This is a genomic window from Bilophila sp. T19-St14, from assembly GCF_059728385.1.
This window is the reverse complement of the sequence record NZ_BAAGFT010000001.1, coordinates 1,903,357-1,928,014: the sequence shown is the minus strand read 5'-3', so window position 1 is coordinate 1,928,014 and position 24,658 is coordinate 1,903,357. Positions and strand designations below refer to the sequence as shown.

Sequence of the window (24,658 nt, the reverse complement as noted above, 5' to 3'; positions counted from 1 at the left end):
ATGTCAGGCATCCTTTGGGGATGATGAGGGCTTTTTCCCCAGATTCCAGAGCCGTTCGGCGTGGGCGCCGAGGGCCCAGAGGCTGAGGCCGACGATGATGAAGAACAGCCCTTTGTTGAGGCTGTCCCAGAACCATTCAAAGAAGCGTGTGTAGAGGTTCAGGCCCAAAAAGACAAGCCCGTACCCCCGCAGCATGGCGTCGTCGTCCTTCACGCCGAGCCATATGGCGGCACAGGCCGCCGCTCCGAAAAGGAGAGACCAGTGGAACAGTTCCATATGGCGGGCGCGATACCATGAGGCCATGTCGCCGTAGTCGCCGAAGATGGAAAGTATCCACAGGCTGATGAACAGATAGAGCAGGCCCACCGAGAGCGTGCTGCGCTCGAAGGCCGCCAGCCGGCCCCAGTGGGCATTGCGTTTGAAGAGGACGGAGAGCCCGCACAGGAGCAGGCCGAGCAGCACGAAGCGCATGGGGTAATTCATCCCCAGATAATAGGCCCCCCAGCCGGAGCTGTACCCCGTTTCGGCACCGAGCCAGCTTCCGAACGAGAGCAGGGCGAAAACCCAGATCAGCCGGGAATCGAGCAGCAGCCCCAGCGCGCCGTATATGGCGGCGGCAAGCAGGAACAGGCTGGAAAGGCTGGAGCCGATATGTTCCCCGCCGTAGGCATAAAGCCATGCGGCGAGTGAGGCGAGCGAGCCCGCAATGGCCAGCACGCCGAGGGAAAACAGGCCCTCATTGGTCAGCCGTTTCCGGGGGGCCCTCCTGCGCCGCCGTACGCCCCAGAAGAACAGGCCCGCCGCCGCAAGGATCAGGAACAGGCTGCGCCCCAGTTCCGTCATGTCGAAAAGGCGGCTGATGAGTTCAAGGAACAGTTCGTTGCCGAGCAGGGCGGCCACGCCGATGAGTATGCACGCAAGGGCACCCCACAAGGCATAGCGGCCAAGCCTGTACCAGTCGAAGGACAGCGGCGTCAGGTCGTCGAGAAGCCGCTTGCCGGTTTCTTCGTCCAGAAGCCCGGATGCCCGCCATTCCTCAATGGCGGCGCGGATTACGGCGGCCTGTTTTTTGGGAACCTTCATCGCCTTCTCCTTGAGGGGCCGCCGCGTCAGCTTTTGCGGCGGATAGTCAGTGTTGCGCCGATGGAGGCCACAATGATGCAGGCCAGAGCTACCCATTGAGCCACGTTGAGCTGCTCTCCGAGGAAAATGATGCCCGACAGGGCCGCGAGGACGGGTTCCATGCTCATCAGGATGCCGAAAGTCTGCGCGGGAAGCTGCTTGAGGGCGACGATTTCCAGCCCATAGGGCAGCGCCGAGGAGAATACGCCGAGCAGCAGGGCCAGCGGGAGTACGGACATGGAGAACATGGACGCCCCCGCCGAGGCCACGCCGAAGGGCAGGATGGCGCAGGCCCCGACGATCATGCCGAGCGAGACGGATGCGCCGCCCCCGGCATTCCCGGCCCGCTTGCCGAAGAAGATGTACATGGCCCAGCAGAACCCGGCTCCGAGCGCGAAGGCCACGCCCACGGGATCGAGATTGCCGGAAAATTCGTGGATGGGCAACAACAGGAACAGGCCGCCGACAGCCAGCGCTATCCACAGGAAGTCGATGAGGCGGCGCGAACCCAGCATGGCTATCGCCAGCGGCCCGGTGAACTCCAGCGCCACGCCCACGCCCAGCGGGATGCGGCTGATGGCCTGATAGAAGCACATATTCATGAGGCCCGTAGACAGGCCGTAGAGGATGATGGGCCGCCATTGGCTGCGGGTGAGCTTCGCCCGCCACGGGCGCATCACCGGAAGCAGCACCAGCGCCGCGAACATAAGGCGCAGGGCCGTCGTCGCCTCAGGGCCGATGATCGGAAAAACGGACTTGGCAAGCGACGCGCTGCACTGGATCGACAGCATGGATATCACCAGCAGCGCTACGGAGAAGAAGGGCGACGTTGTGGACACTTTCATGGCGCAAGGGGGTAAGAGGTTTGCGGGGGAAGGGAGGGGGAAACTTTCTGGAGAAAGTTTCCCCCTCCCTTCCCCCGTACCCCCTTCCCTCCCTCTTCAAAGACTTTTGCCCTTATCGAATCCTTGTCCCCGGCATTCCCGTTTGCAGGGGGGCCCGCCTTTGGGACATGGGTTTGAAAAGGCAGTAGGGGCAAGGCGTGACGCCGCTCAAACGGATTTTCCCATACAAAGGGCATATACCGGACGGGCCCGTTACGCCGCACAAAGACGGGCTGAGGCCCGTTACGAAAGTCTTGGGAGGGAGAGGGGTGGGGTTTGGGGAGGGGAGAGGGAAGCCTTTCTCCAGAAAGGTTCCCTCTCCCCTCCCCAATCTTCAACCGGGATTACATGACATCGCGGAAGCGCTGCTGGAGGGCGGTGAGCTTCACGCGGGCGTCGGTGAGCTCGGCGACGCGGGCGCGCTCGCGCTCGACGATTTCGGCGGGCGCGCGGCTGACGAAGCCTTCGTTGGCGAGCTTCTGGTTGAGGCCGCCCAGCTCCTTGTCGATCTTGCCCAGTTCCTTTTCAAGGCGGGCCAGCTCGGCGGCGAAGTCCACAGCGCCGGACAAATGCACGATGACCTCGCAGCCCTGCGCGACATGGCTCGCGGAAGCCTTGGGCGCTTCGCCGTCGGCGTCGATGATGAGCTCGCCGAGCCGGGCCAGCGTCACGATGACTTCACGGTTCGCCTCAAGGACCTCCTTCTGGTGGGCGTCGGACGGGCGGAGCAGCACGGTCAGCCTGTAGGACGGCGCAATGTTCAGCTCGGCGCGGATCGTGCGGATCATGCCGATGGCTTCCTGCACGAATTCCATGCGGGCGGCGGCTTCGGGCTTGAGGCAGCCGGGGCGCGCTTCGGGCAAGAGCTGCACCGCTACGTCGGAACCGGCCCCGCCGGGCAGGGCCTGCCAGATTTCGGCGGTCACGAAGGGCATGATCGGGTGCATGAGGATGAGGAACTCGCGCAGGGCCGTCCACAGCACATACTGGGCTTCCGCCCTGCGGGGCCCTTCTTCCTTCATGTCCGGCTTGATGAGCTCCAGATACCAGTCGCAGAACTCGTTCCAGAGGAACTTGTAGAGGGTCTGGGCGGCGTCGTTGAAGCGGTAGGCTTCGATGGCGTCGTCCACATCCTTCTTGACCTCTTCGAGGCGGTGGAGCAGCCACTGGTGGTGCAGCCCCTGCACCTTGCCGAGATCCACGGCGGCGGGCACGTCTTCGGGCAGGTTCATGAGCGCGAACCGGGAGGCGTTCCACAGCTTGTTGACGAAATGGCGGTAGCCTTCGATGCGCTCTTCCGAAAGGCGGATGTCGCGGCCCATGGCGGCGAAGGCCGTCAGGGTGAAGCGCAGGGCGTCGGTGCCGTACTTCTCGATCATCACCAGCGGGTCGATGACGTTGCCGGTGGATTTGGACATCTTGCGGCCCTGCGCGTCGCGCACGAGGGCGTGCAGGTAGACGTGCTTGAAGGGCACCTGATCCATGAAGTGCAGGCCCATCATCATCATGCGGGCCACCCAGAAGAACAGGATGTCGAAGCCGGTGACGAGCACGGAGGTGGGGTAGAACGTGGCGAGATCCTTGGTCTTGTCCGGCCAGCCCATGGTGCTGAAGGGCCACAGGGCGGACGAGAACCACGTGTCGAGCACGTCGGATTCCTGCACCAGCTCCGTGCAGCCGCAATCGGGGCAGGACGCGGGATCTTCCTCGGAGACGATGAGCTTGCCGCACTGGGCGCAAGTCCATGCCGGGATGCGGTGGCCCCACCAGATCTGTCGGCTGATGCACCAGTCGCGGATGTTGTCGAGCCAGTTGTAATAGGTCTTCATCCAGTTTTCAGGGAAGATCTGGGTCATTTCCGGCACGGCGGCGCGGGCGCGGGGCGCGAGCTTCGTGGAAGCCACGAACCACTGTTCGGACATATGCGGCTCGACCACGGTCTTGCAGCGGTAGCAGTGCCCCACGCTGTGATCGAGATCCTCGATCTTCACGAGCTGGCCGGAAGCCTGCAAATCCTCGACGATGCGCTTGCGGCACTCTTCCTTGGACAGGCCCGCATACGGCCCGGCCTCGGCGGTCATGTTGCCGTCCTCGTCGATGCACTGGATGAATTCGAGGCCGTGGCGTTCGCCGAGCGTCCAGTCGTTGGGGTCGTGGCAGGGGGTGACCTTCAGGGCGCCGGTGCCGAATTCCTTGTCCACATAACGATCCGCGAACAGCGGCACGGCGCGGCCTACGATGGGCACGATGATTTTTTTGCCCACGAGCCCGGCATAGCGCTCATCCTCAGGATGGACGCACACGCCGGTGTCCGCCATGATGGTTTCGGGGCGGGTCGTGGCGATGATCACCGAGCCGGATCCGTCCTCGAAGTCGTAGCGGACGTGGTACAGGTGGCCCTTTTCGGGCATGTGATCCACTTCGTCGTCGGCAAGGGCGGTATGGCAGCGGCTGCACCAGTTGATGATGTACTTGCCCTTGTAGATGTACCCTTCCTTGTACAGCTCCACGAACACCTTGCGGACGGCCTTGGAAAGGCCCTCGTCCATGGTGAAGCGTTCGCGCGTCCAGTCCACGGAGTCGCCGAGCATACGGATCTGGTTGAGGATACGGTTGCCGTAGTCCTCTTTCCACTGCCATACGCGCTCGACGAAGGCTTCGCGGCCGAGGTCGTGGCGGCTCTTGCCTTCCTTGGCGAGGGCGCGTTCCACCACGTTCTGGGTGGCGATGCCCGCGTGGTCGGTGCCGGGCAGCCAGAGCACCTTTTTCCCTTTCTGGCGGGCGTGGCGGCAGAGCACGTCGATGAGCGTGTGGTTCAGGGCGTGGCCGATGTGCAGCGCGCCCGTGACGTTTGGCGGAGGGATGACAATGGAGAAAGGTTCGCCCGGGCCGTCGGGGTCGGGAGTGAAGGTCTTGTTCTTTTCCCAATACTCACGCCAGTGGTCTTCCACGGCATGGGGCTCGTAGCCCTTGGGTAGCGCGTTTTCGGACATTGCCTGCTCCGATGAAAGGGTTCAAAGGCTCGTGTCAGCGAGGGAGGGCGGGTGTTGTCAACGGCGCCCGGTTGTTCTATGCAGAAGGGACCATGACTGACATAGCCATATTTTGGGATGCTTCACAGCTTTGGGGCCTGCTCGTGTGGCGGGCCGCCGAAGCGTTCGGGCTTCCGTACCGTCTGGTCAAAGCGAAAGAGATAGCTCAGGGCGCGCTTTCTGACAAGACGTCTCTTCTGCTTGTACCCGGCGGAACGGCCCGGCACAAGTCTGCCGCATTGGGGGAAAAAGGGCGGGAGGCCGTCCGCGCATGGGTGCGCGGCGGAGGGCGCTACGTGGGCTTCTGCGGCGGGGCCGGGCTTGGCCTTTCCGATGCCGCCGATCCCGTGCGCACCGCCGAAATCGGCACCGGCCTGCAACTCTGCCCGTGGCACCGCGCCGAAATCGGCGAGCGCGTGCAGCACTTCGTTTCCGGGCATGTCCGCGTCCGTTTTCAGGGCGGGCATCCGCTTGTCCCGGAATGTTTTTCCGATCCCGTCCCCCCCGGTTCCGAACCGGCCATTCCCATCTGGTGGCCGGGGCGCTTTGCGGCGTCCTCCGGCGGCCCCGGCGACGGCGTGGACGTGCTGGCCCGGTATGCGGGCTCCGATCCCCGCACCTGCCCGCCGGATCTGTGCGTGGCTGATTTGCCCCTTTCCTCGCTGTCCCCCGCCGTGCTCGAACAATGGATCGAGCTGTACGGCGTCGCGCTGGCGCCGGGGTTCCTCAACGGGCAGCCCTGCGCCCTGCACGGGCGATACGGCGAGGGGAGCTATACGCTCAGCTACAGCCATCTGGAGACGCCCGGATCGCCGGACGCGAACCGCTGGTTTGCGCACATCCTGCGCACGCTGACGGGGTTCGAGCCGAGGGCGGATACCGTCCCGGCGTGGCGTCCCGGCGAAATGCCCGTATTGTGGCATGATCCCGATCTGCTCGAAGCCCGGCGCGGCATGGGCGAGCTGATCCGGCTCGGCATCGCCCACAACCTGCTGTTTGAGCGCGCACCGTGGCTGACGGGGTGGCGTTCCGGCGTTCCGGGGTCGGGCCTCAACACGCTGTTCATGGGGCTGTGCGTGCTTACGGGCGTGGCCCCGTCCGCCGAGGCCGAAAGGCTTTGGGCCTCGCAGCGCGTCCGGTTCGGCGAAATGTTTTCCCTGTTCCGGCAGGGCGTCGAGGGACTCCTGCTTGGGTTGCGCCTCGCCACGATCATGCCGGAAGAAGTGCCGCGCAAGATTCTCGCCGGGCAGCGCCTGACGCTGTTCGGTTCCGCCATGCAGGGCGGGGGCCTTTACAAGGAACTGATGGATATGGTCGACGCATTGCTGTTCTTGAGTTTGGGAAGGCCCGGAGGGTGCGATGGTTCCGCCTGACGAAGGATCGCGCATCCTGTTTTTCAGCGGCGGCACGGCGCTGGCTCCGGTGGCGGCGGAACTCTCCCGGCATACCCGCAACGCCGTCCACGTCATCACCACCTTTGATTCCGGGGGCAGTTCCGCCGAACTGCGCCGCATATTCGACATGCCCGCCGTGGGGGACATCCGGGCCCGGATCATGGCGCTGGCCGATCGTTCCCTTGAAGGCAATCCTGAGATCGTGGAGCTGCTCGGCTGCCGCTTGCCCAAGGATGCCGGGCCGGAAGCCCTGCACCGCGAGCTGGCCTCTCTCGCATCCGGCGCGCACCCGCTGGTGGCTGCGATTCCAGAGCCCATGAACGAGGTCGTTACGCAGCACCTTTCGGCTTTTCGGGCGTTGATGCCCGCCGATATGGATCTTGCCGGGGCGAGCATCGGCAACCTGATCCTGACTTCCGGCTATCTTTCCCTCGATCGCCAGCTTGAGCCCGTGGTGCGGGTGTTTTCCGGCATGGTGCAGGCGCGGGGCGTGGTTATGCCCGTATCGGATTCCTGCGCCCACCTGTGCGTGCAGCTTGAAAACGGCGAGGTCATCGTGGGGCAGCACCGTTTCACCGGCAAGACCGCGACCGCCGTCACCTCACCCATACGGGATATGTGGCTTTCAGCCTCGCTGGATGATCCTTCCCCCGTTTCCGTGCCCATCCAGCCGCGCCTTGCCCACGTCATCCGGGCTGCGGATCTTATCTGCTATCCCGTGGGCAGCTTCTTCTCTTCCGTGATGGCGAACCTGCTTCCCCTCGGCGTAAGCTGCGCCGTCCGCGAGGCCGCCTGCCCCAAAGTATTCATTCCCAATCTCGGCACCGACCCGGAGCTTTTCGGGCTCACGGTGCAGGATCAGGTGGCGTATCTGCTGCGTTTCGGGGCCGACGGCTGCCTGGCGGGGCAGGCGCTCAACTGGCTTCTGGTGGACGAGGACGAGTCCCGCTATCCCGGCGGCATCCCCTACGAGTGGCTTGCCCGGCTCGGCGTCCGCGTCCGCAAGGCGCATCTTGTTTCCGAGCCCCCTTACCTCGACGCGGGGTTGCTGTGCCGCGAGCTTTTGGGTGAGTGGACGTAGGGAGGATTGGGGAAGGGAGGGGGAACCTTTCTGGAGAAAGGCTTCCCCCTCCCTTCCCCAAACCCCATCCCTCCCTCTCCAAAGACTTTCGTAATGGGGTGTGGGAGCTTCATGGGCGTTCCCTTTGGAAAAGGGCGGGGTTTACCGCAGGATATTTTTCTTAACAGATGTTGGCCGAACAATTGGTGTGTTATTGCCTGAAATTCCAAGCGTCCCTGTCATATAGGATGTGGCGTTTTATCACCACAGTATGATGAAAATACAGTTTTCTTCTCCAGTTTTTCATTGAAGGACTCTATGTCTGAGGTATTTTATTGGGTTATTCCTTTGGAATTTCAAGAAAGGGAGGGTGTCAACTAAATAATGACGCAATATCTTTCCAGCTTCCATTGACATGGAATCTGGCAAAAAGTGCCATTGTCAGGTCTACCATTTCAAGAGTTTTAGATACGACTATTGATTTCCTCCTGAAACGCGCAAACCAATGTCTCTGTCTTCCGTTGTTCTGCTCAAGGTACACCGTTTGTGATTTGCTCTGATAGAGTTTATCGGCAACTATCACTTCAGGATATACTCCCCAGTTATCCGTGCAGAACAGCTCAACTTTCCACCTTGAAAGACGTTCCATCAATTTCGATAGCGTACCCTTATCCCTTCCTCCACATTCCCAGTCAATAAGCTCTCCAGTTTCTCTACGATAAGCTTTCCAGATCCATAGCTTGTTTTTTTTGACCCTAGATAATGCCACATTTCGTCGAGTTCAACAATGATGGCATCACCGGGCGCAGGTTTTTCATAGTGTGTTTTGGCGAATGTCTTTATCCACTTCAAAACAGCAGTCGGAGAAACCCCAATGAGCCTGGCTATAGCCCGTATGGAAAGCCCGAGCGTGTACAAGGTTACTGCCATGGCCTTTTCTTGTGCAGGCCGACCGCGAGGAGTTAGCCTGGTAAACTGCAAAGAACATGACTTGCACTTATATCTTTGTTTTCCTTGAACTTTTCCATTCTTGACGACTTCTATTGATTGACATTTAGGGCATGGCGGTTTTTCGTTCATGTAATCTTATCGCACATAAATGTCGCGAAGTCATTAGTTTATCAACACCCTCAAGAAAGGAAGCATCAACCATTTTTTATGGAGCAGTCTTCCAAGCAAAGAATCAATGAAATGCCTCAGACAAGGGCTAGCCAATAAAAAGGCCCGCAGCAAAGGCTCTGTCATATATGTGGTTGTTTTATATCTACAATACAGTGAAAATACGGACTTTTTTCAGCTTTTTCCTTGGCGGAATTCATGTCTAAGGCATTTATTGGTTATTTCTTTAGAACTTCAAGGAAAAAAGCGTCAATCCTTTTCTATGGTGCAGCCATAGCAAAAGTTGATATTTTATTTCAGGCAATCCACAATAGGTACTGAGGAAGGCTCTTTTTACTTTGGGCCCGCCAGCAAATACCTTCAAAAAGCCCAATGAAGTCACTGCTGTAACATGGCATCAATCAAATATGATGATAGGGTCATAAAAAGGTTGTAAAAGGCCGTGTTCGGAAATAAATTGTATTCTTTTATATTTCAATTAGATAAGGAATAAAATATGGCTCTGTCATAGTATGCGGTTGTTTCATCTCCGCAACGCGATGAAGATATAGCCTTTGTATCCGTTTTCCCCCTTGGCGGAATCCATAGTCAAGGCATTTTGCTGGTTATTTCTTTGGAACTTCAAGGAAAAAGTATCAACACTTTTCTATGGTACAGCCTAAAACATATTAGCCGCAGCTCCCTTCAAAGGAAAAATGGGATAAAAACACCGTATTTTCACTATGCTGTAGATATGAAACAATCACATTCTATGGCAGATTTTTGCAAAAATATTGTATATTCAGTATGTTGAATAACTATACCTTTCATTAGGGAAACTATGCAGCATCATTCAGGAGGGGAATGTTCTTATCAGGAAATGAACTGAAGTAATCTGTTTCACCGTGGAATAATTGAAGAACAGCGCAGAATCCGAAAAAGACTGTTGCGCTTTCCGGCTACTTTTGGGAAGAAAGAACGTTTGCGGGCGATAAATGGGGGGATTCCCCTCTATGCGTACGGGGAACATCCCCTTCATTTTACTCAAGGGACTGACGATGAAGACTGAATTGACCTGTCCGAAATGCGGTGCGATTGTTGAGAAATATCTGAATCCCAAGCCGACCGTGGATATCGTGATTTATGAGCGCGAGCGTGGCCTTGTGCTGGTGGATCGCAAGAATCCCCCCTACGGCAACGCCTTGCCGGGCGGCTTCATCGATCTGGGCGAGTCCGCCGAGCAAGCCGCCGTCCGTGAAGCCTTTGAGGAAACCAATCTGCGTGTAAAGTTGACCGGGCTGCTCGGCGTGTATTCCGCGCCCGACCGCGATCCGCGTCAGCATACCATTTCCATCGTGTTCATCGCCGAACCCCTGAACCCTGATCAGCTCCGTGCCGGTGATGATGCCGCGAAGGTTGCCTTCTACTCGATGGAAGCCTTGCCTGCCCTTGTTTTCGACCACGCCCAGATACTCGCCGATTTCAAGGGCGTCCTGTACGGCGGGCGCCACGCCGCCGGGCTCACGACGCCTTGGTAAGAGGGAAAGGAAAGCATTGGGGAGGGGAGAGGGAACCTTTCTCCAGAAAGGTTCCCTCCCCCCTCCTAAAACCCCACCTCTCTCCTTCCCAAGACTTTTGCATTTATCGAATCCCTCTTGGCGGCTATTCCTATTGAAAAATAAGGCCCTGTCATAGCATGTGGCTGTTTTATCTTCACAGTACAGTGAAAATACGGCCTTTTTTCCGGTTTTTCCCTTGGCTGAATCCAAGGCTAAGGCATTTTGCTGATTATTTCTTTGGAACTTCAAGGAAAAAAACATCAACCGTTTTCTATGGCACAGCCACAAATAAACAGCCCTGAACAAAAATGTTCAGGGCTTTTAGGTTGTGTCTTCAATTAGATATAATCCATTGAAACTATTTAACCACTTTTAAGCCCAAAGAGTATTTTAAATAATTTCAAATAATTACATGTTAAATAACGAGACAACCTACGTAACATTATGTACTTTGAGCCTTGCAACCTTAACAAGTCCTACGCCGGAACGGACTCCCGCCGCGTAACCTCCCCACCAGTCGAAAGTCTTTGAAGAGGATAGGGGAGGCTTGGAGGGGGAAGGGGAAACTTTCTTTAGAAAGTTTCCCCTTCCCCCTCCAAATCTTCTCTCTCTCTCTCTCTCTCTCTCTCTCTTCTACGCCTTCACAGGCCGGGGGCCAAAAATGTCTGTCCCGACGCGGACGAGGGTCGCGCCTTCCTCGACGGCCTGCACGCAGTCGCCGGACATGCCCATAGAAAGCTCAGGCAGCTTGATGCCGAGGCGGGCTTCAAGGGCGTCGCGCAGCTCGCGGAGCCGGGCGAAATAGGGCCGGGCGGCTTCGCCGTCGTCAAAGAACGGGGGCAGACACATCAGGCCGCGCACTTCAAGGCGCGGAAGCGCAAGGACGGCTTCGGCAAGGGCGGGCAGATCGTGCTCGTCGACGCCGGCCTTCTGCGGCTCGTTGCCGATGTTGACCTGAAGGAGCACGCGCTGTACCGGAATGTCCTCAGGCAGGCGGCGGGCCAGCGTTTCGGCAAACTTCAAGTTGTCCACCGTGTGGATGAGCGCGAAACGCCCGGTGACGTCCTTGGCCTTGTTGGTCTGGACATGGCCGATGCAATGCCACTCCACATCAAGATCGGGAAGGGCTTCCTGCTTGGCAAGCGCTTCCTGCACGTAATTTTCGCCAAAAACCCGTTGTCCGAACCCGTATGCCGCGAGGATGGCCTCCACAGGATGGAGCTTTGACACGGCAATGAGACGTACATCTTCCGGCTTGCGCCCCGCGATGCGGGCGGCCCCGGCGAGGCGCTCGCGCACGGCTTCGAGGCGTTCCCCAAGCGCTGCTGTTTCTGACGGATTCATGGGCTAGTACTCCGCTTCAGCTCCAAAGCCGAGGCTGTGCAGGAACTGCGGGTCATCGACCCAGTCCTCACGAACCTTGACCCAGAGTTCGAGGTGAACCTTTTTATCGACCAGATCCCGGATTTCCTTGCGGGCGGCCGTGCCGATGGCCTTGATGCCTTCCCCGGCCCGGCCGATGACCATGGCCTTATGCGAAGGCTTCGCTACGTAGATTGCGGCGTGGATGAGCACGCGGTCGTCTTCTTCGTCCCATACTTCAACGTCCACGGCGACGGAGTAGGGGACTTCCTGATACAGCTTTTCAAAAAGTTTCTCGCGGATGATCTCGGCGGCCATGAACTTCATGGGAGCCGTGGAAAGCTGATCTTCGGGGAACTGCGCTTCGCCTTCGGGCAGGTGGGAGCGGATGAGCTCAAGGAGCTGTTCCATACCGTTGCGGCGCAGGGCCGACGCCGGGAAGATCTCCGCCTTCGGGAACATTTGGGCCACGGACTCCAGCAGGGGCAGCATGCGCGACTTGTCATGGAACAGGTCGACCTTGTTCACCACAACGATGACGGGGCGTTCCTCTTCGGACAGGGGCTGGATAAGGGGCGCGAGATCGCGCTCCATAAAATCGGGCTTGCGCAGGTACAAATCGCCGTCGATGACGAGCACGATGCAGTTCGCCACCGCGAAGCTCTGCCACGCCGACTGAACCATGATCTTGCCGAGCTGGCCCCTTGTCTGGCCGCGCAGGGCGTGCACGCCGGGCGTATCCATAAAAATGACTTGGGCATCCTTCTGGGTCAGGATGCCGACGATGCGGTTGCGCGTCGTCTGCGGCTTGGCCGTGACGATCGCCACCTTTTGGCCCACAAGGGCGTTGGTAAGGGTGGATTTGCCCGCATTGGGCGGCCCCATCAGCGCTACCCATCCACAACGGTGTGCTGTTGCCATATCGTCTCCTCAAAAACGCAAAAATGTTGGTTTCATACTTCCGCTTCGGAGCGGGATGTCATCAAATCTCAAAATGCCTAAAGCGCGACGAGCTGGGCCGGGCGCCGCATGCGCCATTCGCCGGGCCGCACTTCCACGACATCCTCTTCCCATACGCCCTCAAGACGGTACACGCGCCAGAGGCCGGGGAGGAGTTTATGATCGTGCTCCAGCCGTTCTTCGAGCATCCGGGCCATTTCTTCCGTACAGAAGACGGGGAGATCCTCATAGCGGCCTTCCGAAGCCAACAGCGTCGCTTCGTTGTGCTGAATATACTGCATATATGACGCGGGCGCGAGAACAAAAATGCCGTCGCATTCGGAGCGCTGCACCGGCACGGGTTCCTCGCCAAGGGTTCTTTTTTCGCCGCACCCGGAAATGCCGAGGCAGGCCGCAAGCGCCAGACCTATCGAAAGGCTCCCATATTGCATCGTTTACTCCAAGGAACACCGAAAAAGCCATAATTCAGGATGGATGGCGGACGGCTTTGGGAATCGCTCCCGGAAGGCCCCGCAGCTTCTGGCCTGTCCCCAGTCAAGTGGACAGGGGGCAGACCAAGGTGAGAGTTGATAGCCTAGTAGGGCTTTTTCAACTTGTCCATCTAAACGGGGGCATATCATTCCCGCCGGGGCCGCCGCCCGGAAAATGCTTCCGAAGGGCCTGTTTCGCTACCGGAATATGCGCCCAGCGTCAAGGATGATAGAAGCGGCTGGAAAGGGGAACCCCCCATGAAGAAGGGAAAAATGCCCTCCGCCGCGTCCCTGTTTTTTTTTGTGCGCCCCTTCGAGGAGAGGCCGAACAGGTGGCGCCCACGCCCATTAAAAGGGGAGTTCAGAGGCGTTCGAGCGGAGGAAAGGACATATCCCTTTCGGCCTGCTGCCAAGGGGGTGCCTGATTGTCCGGGGATAAAAAAGGTTCCGCATCCGGTTCGTGCCGGGTACGGAACCTTTTCCTTTCAGATAGGGCAAGTCAAAGGATTCCCCCAGATTACGTCAGTTGATAGCGAACGTATAAGAATATGGATATCAAGGCCCTATCCTGCCAGTCTGTACTCAGTAGATGTATTTCGTTTCATAAAAAAAGGTAAATGAATCAAACTGCACATCGTTTTCAAAATTTTTATTTATAATAATATTTGTTCTGCCTGTATGTACTGTTGCGGGTACGAGTATGTTTCTGACAATTTGGCCTGAGTTAAGTAGTATCAGGTGAAATGTTACCTGCAAATAGCCCTCCGTGTTAAAGGTAGGTGTGACATTTGCATGGATATTATATGTATTGCCTGAAATCTTATTCAAGCTGCATTCTATGTCAAATCCTCCATTTTTATTTCCTTTATTTGATATTAATGATAATCTTCCTGATCCTGAGTTATCAATGTATTCTATTGTAGGAAATGTTGTACTTATATATTCTCCGATATATCTTTCTTTTATGCATCCAACTAATAGTAATACTGTAATAATAAGTATATATTTGCTCATATTTTAATCCTTTGGTAATATTTTAAAGCTACTTAATGCTCTATTTTCAAAATATTTTACAAATTTTTTATTATTTTTAGTTTGTCTTTTGAAATATTCAAATCTAAAATCTAATGGTAATGGTTCTATATAGCTAATAACTATATTATGCCATCCTAATCCAACATTATCATGGTATGCAAAGTATGCATGTATAAATTCTCCGGTTTTGTATTTTTTTTACATATATTGCTCCATCCATTTTGTGTTATATTCTTTTTTTGATAATAAATAATATTCACCAAATTTATCTGTTTTTGAATTTAGAAAATTCTTAAAAGTTGCAGCATCTTTATATATTCAGAACTGTTTAGGAACTGCTAGAGAGGCTCCTTTTAAGTTTGAAAATATATAATATGTTCTTTTATTATTAAACGGATCTTTATAATTATTTTCAGTAAGTTTGAAAGATTCATCTATAGTAATATAATCAATATTTTTATTATCTAAATTGGAAATAAATTTATTTCCAACCCTTTTTATTTCCAACTCTTGAATACAGTCCTCATGAGGCCTATATAGCTCAGTTTTGTTTTTAATAGAACAACCTATGAGAATTGTTAGTAAAAACATGAAAATGAGTCTTTTCGCCATAACAGGCCTCCTTGTACTAAAGTTATTACTATATTATCAAGTTATTACTTTACTACTGCCTTTTAGCATTCTCAATTACTCATGGCAAGATGGAAAAAACATCTTGCTCCTTCGGTAAAGTCCTCGTCCGTACTAGGCAACGTCTAGGAATAACTCAATATCAGCTTGCAAAACGTACAGGTAGGAGTGTCCAGCATCTTTCCCAAATTGAGCACGGGAAGAGTGAACCTCGCATCGGCACAGTTATCATGCTGGCAAATGCGTTAGGTGTAGATGTAGGTGATTTTGTTAGGGAAGTTGCGCTAGAACTGGAGCTGGAAAAGCCTTTGGCAGAGCTTGGCAGTAAATAATGTTACTTGGTAGACAGAAATTTGCACGGAGGCGTATTGAGGGCTATTGCCAATATGCCAAAAGCCGCTGTGTTGGCAGGCGTATCCCGTCAGATGGGATATGATTATTTAAAAAATATGTCTTATCAAAAAATAGAAAGAAAAAGTCTTTTCTGAAAAGAAGATAGCGCGTCTGGAAGACGATAGGATAGGCTTGAAGAGGGAAAACAACGGCTCTGGACTTTCTTAGAGGCAATGCAAAGGGCATTACCGAAAGAAAAGAGCAGCCTAAAAAGTTGTTAGAAATGAGTTAGGCAGGTTCAAAAAACAGGAATAGACGCAAGAAGCCCCGGCTATCTAGGTACTCTGCAATGCTTGGCACCTATCCAGCACGGGGGCTTTGTATGTGAAGGTAAAAATATATTGAGTCAGGCAACTGGCCTGTTTTCAACTTTTGGTAGGCGGCGCTCGGCTCTATTGACCATGACCGTTCGAGCGGCTCACTTTGAGGGGCATCGGGCGGGAAGCAGCCACAGGCAGGGCCCGGCGGGGCAGGCAAGGCGCATTTCCCCGGAAGGGCAAGGGCAATGCCCCTGCCCGCCGGAGTTTTTTATCTGACGCCCGCCATTTCGCGGAGACGGGCGATACGGTCGTTGATGTCGGGGTGGGTGCTGAACAGCTTGGCCATGCCGCCGCCGAAGAGGGGGGCGACGATGAACATTTCCGCCGTGGTGGGGTTGCCGTTCTGCATGGGGATGCGCTGGTTCCATGACTGGAGCTTGCCGAGCGCGGCGGCGAGGGCGAGGGGCTGCCCGCAGTAACGCGCTCCGCTGGCGTCGGCGAGGTATTCGCGCGAGCGGGAGATGGCGAACTGGATCAGCGACGCCGCGATGGGCGCGAGGATGGCGAGCACGATGGCCATGAGCGGGTTGCCGCCGCCTTCTTCGCCGTCTTCGCTGCTGCGGCCCATGCCGAAGATGGCGGCGAACTGCATGAAGTTGGCGATGGACACGATGGTCGAGGCCATGACCCCGGCGATCGTCTGGATCAGGATGTCGCGGTTGGCGATATGTGCGATTTCATGGGCAAGCACGCCCTTGAGCTCTTCCGGGGACAGCAGGCGCAGGATGCCCTCCGTGACGGCGACCACGCTGTTTTCGGGGTTGCGGCCCGTGGCGAAGGCGTTGGGGGCTTCTTCGGGAACCACGGCGATGCGCGGCATGGGGATCTGGGCGTTGGCGGCCAGCTCGCGCACCATGCTGTAGATCATGGGGGCTTCGCTTTCCGACAGTTCGCGGGCCTGATACATCCTCAGGACGATTTTATCGGAATACCAATAGCTCCCCACGTTCATGATCAGGGCGAGGCCGAAAGCGATAACGATCCCCGTCTTGCCGCCCAGGGCGCCTCCGAGAACGATGATGAGGCCGGAAAGCAGGGCGAGCAACATGAATGTCTTCAGTTGGCTGGTCACGTAAGTATTCTCCTTTGGTGTTGCGACCGATCCCGGATCGGTTGCCGATCCGGTTCTTTTCCTTGTAATAGGGGAAAGTATAGGGTCGGGGGGGCCGTTTGGCAAGGGCGGCCGGGGTTTCCCTGCGCCGGGGTTTTGCGTTACGCTTCGCCGGGCGCGGCGATCCGTTTCTGGAAACAGGCGCCTCAGGAGGCCATACGTGTCAGAAGAAAGGAAAAAAACGGTCGTGCTCGGGCTGGATATGGGCGGGACGCATACCGACGCCGTGCTGTTGCGCGGCGGGACGCTGCTCGCGTCCGTCAAGGTTCCCACCAACCATCAGGATTTGCTTGTTTCCACACGGGAGGCCCTGCACGCGCTGTTCGAGTCAGGGGCGGCGCTTCCGGCGGATGTGAGCCGGGCGACGTTCGGGACGACCCTCGCCGTGAATGCCGTAGTGCAGGATGCCTGCGCGCCTGTGGGACTGCTGATCAGCGCGGGGCCGGGCCTTGATCCGGGCTGGTTCGGGCTGGGAAGCCATACGGCGCTTGTGCCCGGCGGCGTGGATCATCGGGGAACGGAAGTCGTGCCTCCTGATTTGAAGGCGATCCGCCGCGTTGTGGCCCAATGGCGGGAGGAAGGGCTGACCGCGTTCGCCTGCGTCGCCAAATTTTCGACCCGCAACCCGGCGCATGAAAACGCGATGGCGGAGGTCATACGCGAAGCCTTCGCGGACGGCCCGGAACCGGTGATCGCGCTCGGGCATCGCTTGTCCGGGCGTCTGAATTTCCCGCGCCGCATCGCCACGGCCTACTGGAACGCGGCGGTCTGGACGCTGCACAACCGGTTCGCGGATGCTGTGGAAGCCAGCCTCAAGGACATGGGCATCGACGCGCCCGCCTATCTTTTGAAGGCCGACGGGGGAGCCATTCCGCTTTCGGTGTCCCGCGAGCGGCCTGTGGAAGCCCTGCTTTCCGGCCCCGCCGCCAGCGTCATGGGCATGATGGCCCTGATGCCGTCCTGTTCCGAAGATACCCTTGTGCTCGACATGGGCGGAACGACGACGGACATAGCCTTGCTTGCCGCCGGGCAGCCGGTCTTGTCGCCTGACGATCTGGCGGTCAACGGCCGCTCCACGCTCGTGCGTGCGCTCAAGTCCGTTTCCATCGGGCTTGGAGGGGATTCTCAGGTGACGGTTACGTCCGGCGTTCAGGTCGGCCCTTTGCGCAAGGGGCCCGCGCTGGCGTTCGGCGGGACGGACGGCCCTACGTTCCTCGACTGCCTCAACGTGCTTGGGCATGCGGACGCCGGGGATGTCGCCGCGTCACGCGCGGGTGTGGAATCCCTTGCCGCCGCCCACGGCTTGCGTGCGGAATCCCTCTCGCGGCAGGTTTTGGACTATGCCCGTTCCCGCGTCGCCTCCGCCGTGCGTTCGCTGCTTGATGACGTGAACAGCCGTCCCGTGTACACGCTGGCGGCTTTGCTTGAGGAACGCGCCGTCCGTCCTGCCCGCGCCGTGCTTGTGGGCGGCCCCGCCGAGGCGGTGGCCCCTCTGCTTGGGGAGGCTCTGGGGATTCCCGTGGAGACGCTCGGCGATCCCGTGCTTGGCCCTGTCGCCAACGCCATTGGTGCGGCGCTCACTCGTCCCACAGCGAGCCTTGATTTGTTTGCGGACACGGCGGCAGGCGTGCTGCTGGTTCCGAGCCTCGGAATCCGCAAGTCCATTACACGGCGCTACACGCTTGAAGAGGCCAAGGCCGAGGCATGCGCGCTTCTCCGTGAACAGGCCGCCTTTGTTTCCGCGTCTCCCGAAATCGACGTCACCGAGGCCCAGCTGTTTGCCACGCTCGACGAGTACGGGCGCGGGGGCCGGGACATCCGCGTCCGCTGTCAGCTTCGGCCCGGCGTCGAACGGTAGATGGGTGAAAGATTGGAGGGGGAAGGGGAACCTTTCTGGAGAAAGGTTCCCCTTCCCCCTCCAAACCTCCCCCTTCCCCTCCCAAGACTTTTGACCTTATCGAATCCCTGACCGCAGCTTTCCAAGATACATGGATTATATTTATTATGTTGTTTTTACAATGAAAGAAAAAGATATGTACAGGTGAGGCGTGCTCGGAAGGCGCTGTCGGGATAAAAGGCCGATATTCCGTTTTTTGCATTCCCCAAACACCATCTTGCTGATATCCACCTCTGCTGAATGCTGTAGATGGGGCCTGTTCTCGGTGAGAACAAGGTGCAACGGTATCTATCTACAAGGAATATTGCCGCATGGATCCAGCCTGTCCCTTTCCAGCATCCGCTTATAGGGAGCCTATAGATGGGGTTTGGCCTCGGCGGGAGAAAGTGTACTGATATCCGCCTACGGGGAATGCTGACAAGAGGGATTCGATAAGCACGAAAGCCTTTGGAAAGGGAGGGATGGGGCTGTCCTTGGCGAGGAGAAGACGCAACGTTTTCTACCGACAATGAATGTTGCTGCATGGCTCCAGCCTGTCCCTTTGCCGTATCCGCCTATAGGGAGCCTATAGATGGGTTTTGGCCTCGGCGGGAGAAGATGCACTGATATTCGCCTGCGGGGAATGCTGACAAGAGGGATTCGATAAGCACGAAAGCCTTTGGAAAGGGAGGGATGGGGCTGTCCTTGGCGAGGAGAAGACGCAACGTTTTCTACCGACAATGAATGTTTCCGCATGACTCCAACCTGTCCCCTTGCCAGTATCCGCCTATAGGGAGCCTGTGGATGGGGTTTGGCCTCGGCGGGAGAAGGTACACTGATATCCGCCTACGGGGAATGCTGGTAAAAGGGATTCGATAAGCACGAAAGTCTTTGGAAAGGGAGGGATGGGGTTTGGGGAAGGGAGGGAAAAGCTTTTCTTCAGAAAAGTTTTCCCTCCCTTCCCCAATAACTCCCCTCAATACAACCCATACTTGAAATACGCGGAACAGCTCCCTTCGGTGGAGACCATGCAGGGCCCGACGGGGTTGGCGGGCGTGCAGACCTTGCCGAACAGGGGGCACTCGTTGGGCGGCATCTTGCCCTTGAGCACTTCGCCGCAGCGACAGCCGGGCAGCGGCTTGGTTTCGGGCAGGGAAAGGCCGAGGCGGGCGAGGGCGTCGAAACGCTCGTAGGCCGGAGCCAGCGCGAGGCCGCTGCCGGGGATGGCGCCGAGGCCGCGCCAGAGGGCGTCGGCGGTGCGGAACACCTGCGACAGGATGGCCCGTGCCTTGGGGTTACCGTCGTCGTTGACGGCGCGGGGGTAGGCGTTCTCGACCTTGAATTCGCCCTCGCGGTACTGGCGGGCCATGCGGCAGAGCGCGTCGAGGATGTCGGCGGGCTCGAACCCGGCGACGATGGCGGGGCGCTTCCAGTCTTCGGCTACGAAGCGGAACGGCGAAAGGCCGAGAACCGTGGACACATGCCCCGGCAGCAGGAAGGCGTCGATGCCGTTGTCGGGATCGCCGAGCAGGGCGGCAAGCGCCGGTGGCACGAGCTTGTGGCAGGAGAAGACGGTGAAGTTGTCCAGCTTGCGCTGTTCGGCGGCGAGGACGGTCGCCGCGACCGCCGGGGCGGTGGTCTCAAAGCCGACGCCGAGGAAAACGACCGTGGCGCCGGGGTTGTCGGCGGCGAGGGCCAGGGCGTCGAGCGGGGAATAAATGACGGATACGCGGGCTCCGTCGGCCTGCGCGTGCTTGAGGGAGCGCCCGTCCGGGCCGGGGACGCGCATCAGGTCGCCGAAGGTGGCGATGATGACGTTCGGCTGTTCGGCCAGCTTGAGGAAGGCGGCGACTTCGCGATCGTGGGTCACGCAGACGGGGCAGCCCGGCCCCGTGAGGTGGGTGACCTGTTCGGGAAGGAGCGTGCGCAGGCCGCCCCTGAAGATGGATACGGTATGGGTTCCGCAGACTTCCATAAACCGCATGGGGCGGTCGAGGAGGTCTTCGAGGCGGCGGAGCAGGGCTTGGCAGAGTTTGGGATCATGCAGCGTTGGCGTGGGCATGGGGTTCTCCGGGGCAAAGCGGTTGAGGCCGGATAAGGGGCATCCGGGAGCGTCGGCGTGGGCGTCACGAACGGCGGCCCGCCTGTTGTAGCCTGTTTCCGGCATTCCATAAAGCCTTGATTTCCGCCGGAGTGAGGCGCAATCGAGTGCGCTTGATCTTGTTTGTGCCCTTGGCTATGGTCAAGTGAACCTCCCAGAGCCCTATTATGTCCTACTCCATTGTCCGCCGCCGTCGCCGCCCCAACGCCTCCCTGCTTGCCGAAGCGGTCAGAACCATCGGCAAGCGCCGCTTTGAAATCCGCCAGCAGGTTTCCTGCCCGCTGGAGGACAGGAAGCTGCACTATCTTGTGGAAACGTGGTTTTTCTTCCCGCAGAGCCTTCAGATCAACCGCTGGAGCTATACGGCGACCGATTATCAGCAAAGCCTCAAGAATTATATCCGGCTCGGCGTGCCCATCCGTCCGCTGGAGTCGCTGCTTGGTGGCGAACTGCCCCCGGTTCTGCGGAAACTGGAGGCGGAGGAGGGCGGCGGTGAGGAAATCATTGACTTGACGCTGCCGGAACAGGTTCCGGATATTCTGGAGGACTGTTCCAGGCTGCTTGACGATTTGCTTTGGCAAAACACGCCGGAGATCCGTGAACGCTATGAGGACAGCCTCAAACTGTTTTGCATCGCGTTCCGGGTGTCCCTGCTGGCACGGAAAAACGCGGTGCTGGCTATTGAAGACGGTAACGAGCGGACTCGGGCCGCCTATAATCTGACCCGTCTGGCGGTGGCCTGTCTGAAGCGTTACCGCAAGTTGCTCGGCAGGAGGGCGAAGGAGGCGCAAAACCTTTTGCGGGCCCCGGCGTTTCTGTATTGCGACGAGTACCTGTCCATCATCACGACGAGGACGCTTGGGGAGATCGTGCGCCGCCTCTCGCCCGTGCATAAGTGTTCCACATACATTTTGGCGTGTTTCGGGGCGCAGCGCGCCTACCGCCGCTACCGTTATCCCGAAAGTATGCCCACCAAGACAGGCGACAACGAGCTGCCCGTATTCCGTTGGGGGGTGCTCAAGAAATACGTGGACATGCCGCTGTTCCTGAACGTGCAGCGGCACTCTGGAAATTCCCTGCTGGAACATGCGCTGTACAGCCTGATCGCGGCGGTGGCCATGAGCCTCGCGCTGACCGTGACGCTCCTGTGGGAAGGGGCCGGGGCCCTCAGCGCGCCGATCTTCGTGATTGCCGTCTTCGCCTACATCTGCCGCGAGCGCATCAAGGATGTGCTCAAGCACAAGCTGTTCAAGGCATTCGGCAAATGGATCCCCGATCGGGTGCTGCGCGTCTGCGACGGCTACGGCAGGCGTCTGGGGCACTGCGTCGAGCAGTTCCGGTTCGCGGACTGGGACAAGCTCCCCAAGGCCGTGCGCGTCCTGCGGAACAGGACGCATTTCGTGGACATCCTGAATGCGTTCCACAATGAAGATATTTTGTATTATTCAAAGCGGATAGACATCAAGGAGCTGCCCGATCCCTTCCACGAGGGCAAGAACCTGCTGCTGGACATCTCGCGCTTTGACATTTCGGACTTTCTGCGGCATGCCGATGAAGTTCTTGACGAACCTCAGGGCGGTATGGACGATGCGGTGGGGGGCGACAAGGTCTACCATATGGACATGGTGCGCAAGATCACCCACCGCTGCGGCTCCGATCTGGAGCGGTTCCGTATCGTGCTGACCCATGCGGGCATCCGGCGCATCGACGAGATCAAGCCGCTGTTCATCACCACCGGCGACAACGAACATTAAGGACGACCATGAGCACAGCTTTTACCGACACCGAGCGCGCCATCCTGCGCATTGTCCAGTTCCAGCTTCCCGACACCCTGACCCCGTATGCGGACATCGCCCGCGAAGTGGGGACTGATGAGGAAACGGTGCTGAACCTTCTGCGCCGCATGAAGGAAGACGGCGCCATCCGCCGTTTTGGGGCCAGCATCAAACACCAGAAGACCGGCTGGACGCACAACGCGATGGTCGCATGGATCGTCGATGAGGCCGACAGCGACGCCATCGGCGAGGTGGCTGCCAAGAACCAGCGTATTTCCCATGTGTATTTCCGCCCGACTTCGGCCCCGGACTGGCCTTATACGCTGTATACGATGGTTCACGGGCGCAGCGAGGAGGAATGCCGTCAGGTCATTGAGGAATTGCGGCGCGAGACGGCGCTTGACGAGTACGCCGTGCTTGACAGCCTTGAGGAATTGAAGAAAACGTCCATGACGTATTTTTAAGCCGGCTGGCCCGGAAGGGCGGCCTTTTTTGATGCGAAGACAGCGGCGCTTGCCGCTTAACCCAATGTTCTGAGGAGATTATGAAGACGACTCGTTCGGAAAAACTGTTTAAGGAAGCCTGTGAACTGATCCCCGGCGGCGTCAACAGCCCCGTGCGCGCCTGCCTCGGCGTGGGGGCCGATCCGCTGTTCATCGCTTCCGCCAAGGGGAGCCACGTGACCACCGTGGACGGGCAGGAGATGATCGATTTCGTGGAATCGTGGGGGCCGATGCTGCTTGGGCATTCCCACCCCGAAGTGACCAAGGCGGTCGCCGAAGCCGCCGGAAAGGGCACCAGCTACGGCGCTCCCTGCCCCGCCGAGGTCGAACTTGCCCGCATGGTCGTGGATGCGTTCCCCGGCATGGATATGGTGCGCATGGTGAATTCCGGCACGGAGGCGACCATGTCCGCCCTGCGCCTCGCCCGCGGCGTGACCGGGCGCACCAAGGTGCTGAAGTTCATCGGCTGCTATCATGGGCATGCCGATCCCTTCCTCGCCAGCGCGGGTTCCGGCGTAGCGACCCTTTCCATCCCCGGCACGCCGGGCGTGCCGGAAAGCACGGTCCGCGACACCCTGCTTGCCCCCTATAATGACGTGCGGGCCGTCGAGGACATTTTCCACCTGTACGGCAAGGACATCGCGGCGATCATCGTGGAGCCCATTGCCGGAAACATGGGCCTCGTGCTGCCTGAGGAAGGCTTCCTCAAGGCGCTGCGGGCCCTGTGCGACACGCACGGAGCCCTGCTCATCATGGATGAGGTGATCACCGGCTTCCGCGCCGAGTACGGCGGGGCGCAGACCCGTTTCGGCATCACGCCCGATCTGACCACCCTCGGCAAGATCATCGGCGGCGGCCTGCCCGTGGGGGCGTTCGGCGGCAAGCGCGAGTACATGAGCCGTGTGGCCCCCGCCGGGGACGTGTATCAGGCCGGGACGCTTTCCGGGAATCCGCTCGCCATGGCTGCGGGCATCGCCACGCTCTCCGTGCTGAAGTCCAGCGACTACGCCGCGCTTGAGGCCCGCGTGGAAGCCTTCGCCGCCGAGCTGGAATCCATCCTGCGCGGCAAGGGCGTGCCCGTGACGGTCAACCGCCTTGCCTCCATGTATACGGTGTTCTTCTCCGACGGGCCGCTCCGCAACTTTGAGGATGTGAAGAATTCCGATACGGAGATGTACTCCCGTTTCTTCCGCGCCATGCGCGAACGGAACATCTTCGTGGCCCCGTCCGCCTTTGAAGTGGCGATGGTGTCCTTCGCCCATACCGAAGAGGACTTTGCCAAGACGCTTGACGCCGTGCGCGGCATCAAGCTGTAGGAGGGGGCCCGCGGCGGCAGGTGAAGCCTTCCGCGGGCTCTGTCCGTCCCAAGGGCATACCAGGAAGCTTCTTTGATGCGGAATCTCCCGCGTGCCCGGTTCGTCCCGATGGCAAGGCGGCGGGATGGGACGGCGATAAGGATTTTCCGTGTGTCCGGTTCGCCCGGCGGGGCTTCGCAGGGCTTGGGGCATACGCTTTTCAACACGTTTAAAACGAAACGGTTCCGTATCCGGTTTTTGCCGGGTACGGAACCGTTTTTTAGAGCGTTTTCACGTTGAAAATACCCTTCCGGCTGCGGGAAGCAGGAAGCCGCTGTGAAGGCATAAGCGCAATGTATTTGCGCTGTTCAATGCCGGAGCAAGCGTGACCTAATCTTTAAAAAAATCGTAAAATTTTGGCTGTATCATAGAAAACGGTTGATGCCTTATCTTGAAGCTCTAAAGAAATAGCCAATAAAATGCCCCAATCATGGAATCCGTCAGCGGAGAAATTGAGAAAAAGTATATATTTTCAGTATATTGCTGAGAAGGGAACAACCATAATGCTATGCAGGGCCTAATTTTTAGGTTCTGCCATAGCATTATGGTCGTTTCATTTCCACAGCGCGGTGAATATGCAGCTTTTTTCTCCAGTTTTCCTCTTGGCGGAATCCTTAG

The 24,658-nt window shown here is 58.0% G+C and carries 19 protein-coding genes; 8 read left to right on the top strand and 11 right to left on the bottom strand.

Annotation, left to right across the window (positions count from 1 at the left end; translation table 11 throughout):
• Nucleotides 1-3: 3 nt before the first annotated feature.
• From AC6I1V_RS08245 to AC6I1V_RS08235, 3 genes are all read right to left on the bottom strand, one after another.
• On the bottom strand, nucleotides 4-1,083 hold the full coding sequence (locus AC6I1V_RS08245; protein ID WP_486855027.1) for a DUF2157 domain-containing protein: 1,080 nt from the start codon (nucleotides 1,081-1,083) through the stop codon (nucleotides 4-6).
• Between the two features lie 26 nt (nucleotides 1,084-1,109).
• The gene (locus AC6I1V_RS08240) at nucleotides 1,110-1,967 is read right to left on the bottom strand and encodes an EamA family transporter (RefSeq protein ID WP_302552980.1); all 858 of its coding nucleotides are present in this window, start codon (nucleotides 1,965-1,967) and stop codon (nucleotides 1,110-1,112) included.
• Between the two features lie 383 nt (nucleotides 1,968-2,350).
• The gene (locus AC6I1V_RS08235; RefSeq protein ID WP_486854658.1) at nucleotides 2,351-4,999 is read right to left on the bottom strand and encodes a valine--tRNA ligase; all 2,649 of its coding nucleotides are present in this window, start codon (nucleotides 4,997-4,999) and stop codon (nucleotides 2,351-2,353) included.
• 92 nt (nucleotides 5,000-5,091) lie between these two features.
• On the opposite strand from AC6I1V_RS08235, the gene AC6I1V_RS08230 reads away from it, so the two are divergent.
• Both AC6I1V_RS08230 and AC6I1V_RS08225 read left to right on the top strand, forming a co-directional pair.
• Nucleotides 5,092-6,411, top strand: a complete 1,320-nt coding sequence (locus AC6I1V_RS08230; protein ID WP_302552978.1) for a BPL-N domain-containing protein — start codon at nucleotides 5,092-5,094, stop codon at nucleotides 6,409-6,411.
• Entirely contained in the window at nucleotides 6,398-7,513 is a 1,116-nt protein-coding gene (locus AC6I1V_RS08225) for a GAK system CofD-like protein (RefSeq protein ID WP_486854659.1), read from the top strand. Before AC6I1V_RS08230 ends, AC6I1V_RS08225 begins: the two co-directional genes overlap by 14 nt.
• Before the next feature lie 352 nt (nucleotides 7,514-7,865).
• Here AC6I1V_RS08225 and AC6I1V_RS08220 read toward each other — a convergent pair.
• Nucleotides 7,866-8,572 (bottom strand): IS1 family transposase gene (locus tag AC6I1V_RS08220; protein WP_483986431.1). Its coding sequence is split into 2 segments (ribosomal slippage): nucleotides 7,866-8,248 and nucleotides 8,248-8,572, totalling 708 coding nucleotides; the frame shifts between segments, so codons are not numbered across the junction.
• Nucleotides 8,573-9,603: 1,031 nt separating this feature from the next.
• Here AC6I1V_RS08220 and AC6I1V_RS08215 point away from each other — a divergent pair.
• A complete protein-coding gene (locus tag AC6I1V_RS08215; protein ID WP_302552976.1) occupies nucleotides 9,604-10,128 on the top strand; it encodes an NUDIX domain-containing protein in 525 nt (174 codons plus the stop codon).
• Between the two features lie 654 nt (nucleotides 10,129-10,782).
• Here the strand turns inward: AC6I1V_RS08215 and AC6I1V_RS08210 are convergent.
• The 5 genes from AC6I1V_RS08210 to AC6I1V_RS08190 form a co-directional block, all read right to left on the bottom strand.
• Nucleotides 10,783-11,493 (bottom strand): YggS family pyridoxal phosphate-dependent enzyme, encoded by a 711-nt coding sequence (locus AC6I1V_RS08210; protein WP_302552975.1) that lies wholly within the window; start codon nucleotides 11,491-11,493, stop codon nucleotides 10,783-10,785.
• 3 nt (nucleotides 11,494-11,496) lie between these two features.
• Complete coding sequence (era, locus tag AC6I1V_RS08205) at nucleotides 11,497-12,432, bottom strand: GTPase Era (RefSeq protein ID WP_302552974.1); 936 nt, start codon at nucleotides 12,430-12,432, stop codon at nucleotides 11,497-11,499.
• A 77-nt stretch (nucleotides 12,433-12,509) separates the two neighbouring features.
• Nucleotides 12,510-12,902 (bottom strand): DVU_2496 family lipoprotein, encoded by a 393-nt coding sequence (locus AC6I1V_RS08200; protein WP_302552973.1) that lies wholly within the window; start codon nucleotides 12,900-12,902, stop codon nucleotides 12,510-12,512.
• Between the two features lie 621 nt (nucleotides 12,903-13,523).
• The gene (locus AC6I1V_RS08195; protein ID WP_486854660.1) at nucleotides 13,524-13,955 is read right to left on the bottom strand and encodes a hypothetical protein; all 432 of its coding nucleotides are present in this window, start codon (nucleotides 13,953-13,955) and stop codon (nucleotides 13,524-13,526) included.
• A gap of 339 nt (nucleotides 13,956-14,294) precedes the next feature.
• The gene (locus tag AC6I1V_RS08190) at nucleotides 14,295-14,588 is read right to left on the bottom strand and encodes a hypothetical protein (protein ID WP_497736961.1); all 294 of its coding nucleotides are present in this window, start codon (nucleotides 14,586-14,588) and stop codon (nucleotides 14,295-14,297) included.
• Between the two features lie 89 nt (nucleotides 14,589-14,677).
• On the opposite strand from AC6I1V_RS08190, the gene AC6I1V_RS08185 reads away from it, so the two are divergent.
• A complete protein-coding gene (locus AC6I1V_RS08185) occupies nucleotides 14,678-14,938 on the top strand; it encodes a helix-turn-helix domain-containing protein (protein ID WP_337430490.1) in 261 nt (86 codons plus the stop codon).
• A 589-nt stretch (nucleotides 14,939-15,527) separates the two neighbouring features.
• Here AC6I1V_RS08185 and htpX read toward each other — a convergent pair.
• Nucleotides 15,528-16,391 carry a zinc metalloprotease HtpX gene (gene htpX / locus AC6I1V_RS08180; protein WP_302552972.1) on the bottom strand — a complete coding sequence of 288 codons (864 nt, stop codon included), beginning with the start codon at nucleotides 16,389-16,391 and terminating at the stop codon, nucleotides 15,528-15,530.
• 199 nt (nucleotides 16,392-16,590) lie between these two features.
• Between htpX and AC6I1V_RS08175 the strand changes: the two genes are divergently transcribed.
• The gene (locus AC6I1V_RS08175) at nucleotides 16,591-18,288 is read left to right on the top strand and encodes a hydantoinase/oxoprolinase family protein (RefSeq protein WP_486855008.1); all 1,698 of its coding nucleotides are present in this window, start codon (nucleotides 16,591-16,593) and stop codon (nucleotides 18,286-18,288) included.
• A gap of 994 nt (nucleotides 18,289-19,282) precedes the next feature.
• Here AC6I1V_RS08175 and hypD read toward each other — a convergent pair.
• Nucleotides 19,283-20,368 carry a hydrogenase formation protein HypD gene (gene hypD / locus AC6I1V_RS08170; protein WP_486854840.1) on the bottom strand — a complete coding sequence of 362 codons (1,086 nt, stop codon included), beginning with the start codon at nucleotides 20,366-20,368 and terminating at the stop codon, nucleotides 19,283-19,285.
• Between the two features lie 206 nt (nucleotides 20,369-20,574).
• Here hypD and AC6I1V_RS08165 point away from each other — a divergent pair, with 206 nt between their 5' ends.
• The 3 genes from AC6I1V_RS08165 (at nucleotide 20,575) to hemL (ending at nucleotide 24,001) form a co-directional block, all read left to right on the top strand.
• Nucleotides 20,575-22,161: a hypothetical protein gene (locus tag AC6I1V_RS08165; protein WP_302552970.1), complete on the top strand. Its 1,587-nt coding sequence runs from the start codon at nucleotides 20,575-20,577 to the stop codon at nucleotides 22,159-22,161.
• Nucleotides 22,162-22,169: 8 nt separating this feature from the next.
• The gene (gene ahbB / locus AC6I1V_RS08160; protein ID WP_302552969.1) at nucleotides 22,170-22,646 is read left to right on the top strand and encodes a siroheme decarboxylase subunit beta; all 477 of its coding nucleotides are present in this window, start codon (nucleotides 22,170-22,172) and stop codon (nucleotides 22,644-22,646) included.
• Between the two features lie 80 nt (nucleotides 22,647-22,726).
• The gene (gene hemL / locus AC6I1V_RS08155) at nucleotides 22,727-24,001 is read left to right on the top strand and encodes a glutamate-1-semialdehyde 2,1-aminomutase (RefSeq protein WP_308770853.1); all 1,275 of its coding nucleotides are present in this window, start codon (nucleotides 22,727-22,729) and stop codon (nucleotides 23,999-24,001) included.
• Nucleotides 24,002-24,658 lie beyond the last annotated feature (657 nt).

Coding starts and splice junctions, on each gene's coding strand:
- AC6I1V_RS08245 (WP_486855027.1), bottom strand. CDS start 1,083: ATGAAGGTTCCCAAAAAACAGGCCGCCGTAATCCGCGCCGCCATTGAG.
- AC6I1V_RS08240 (WP_302552980.1), bottom strand. CDS start 1,967: ATGAAAGTGTCCACAACGTCGCCCTTCTTCTCCGTAGCGCTGCTGGTG.
- AC6I1V_RS08235 (WP_486854658.1), bottom strand. CDS start 4,999: ATGTCCGAAAACGCGCTACCCAAGGGCTACGAGCCCCATGCCGTGGAA.
- AC6I1V_RS08230 (WP_302552978.1), top strand. CDS start 5,092: ATGACTGACATAGCCATATTTTGGGATGCTTCACAGCTTTGGGGCCTG.
- AC6I1V_RS08225 (WP_486854659.1), top strand. CDS start 6,398: ATGGTTCCGCCTGACGAAGGATCGCGCATCCTGTTTTTCAGCGGCGGC.
- AC6I1V_RS08215 (WP_302552976.1), top strand. CDS start 9,604: ATGCGTACGGGGAACATCCCCTTCATTTTACTCAAGGGACTGACGATG.
- AC6I1V_RS08210 (WP_302552975.1), bottom strand. CDS start 11,493: ATGAATCCGTCAGAAACAGCAGCGCTTGGGGAACGCCTCGAAGCCGTG.
- era (WP_302552974.1), bottom strand. CDS start 12,432: ATGGCAACAGCACACCGTTGTGGATGGGTAGCGCTGATGGGGCCGCCC.
- AC6I1V_RS08200 (WP_302552973.1), bottom strand. CDS start 12,902: ATGCAATATGGGAGCCTTTCGATAGGTCTGGCGCTTGCGGCCTGCCTC.
- AC6I1V_RS08195 (WP_486854660.1), bottom strand. CDS start 13,955: ATGAGCAAATATATACTTATTATTACAGTATTACTATTAGTTGGATGC.
- AC6I1V_RS08190 (WP_497736961.1), bottom strand. CDS start 14,588: ATGGCGAAAAGACTCATTTTCATGTTTTTACTAACAATTCTCATAGGT.
- AC6I1V_RS08185 (WP_337430490.1), top strand. CDS start 14,678: ATGGAAAAAACATCTTGCTCCTTCGGTAAAGTCCTCGTCCGTACTAGG.
- hypD (WP_486854840.1), bottom strand. CDS start 20,368: ATGCCCACGCCAACGCTGCATGATCCCAAACTCTGCCAAGCCCTGCTC.
- AC6I1V_RS08165 (WP_302552970.1), top strand. CDS start 20,575: ATGTCCTACTCCATTGTCCGCCGCCGTCGCCGCCCCAACGCCTCCCTG.
- ahbB (WP_302552969.1), top strand. CDS start 22,170: ATGAGCACAGCTTTTACCGACACCGAGCGCGCCATCCTGCGCATTGTC.
- hemL (WP_308770853.1), top strand. CDS start 22,727: ATGAAGACGACTCGTTCGGAAAAACTGTTTAAGGAAGCCTGTGAACTG.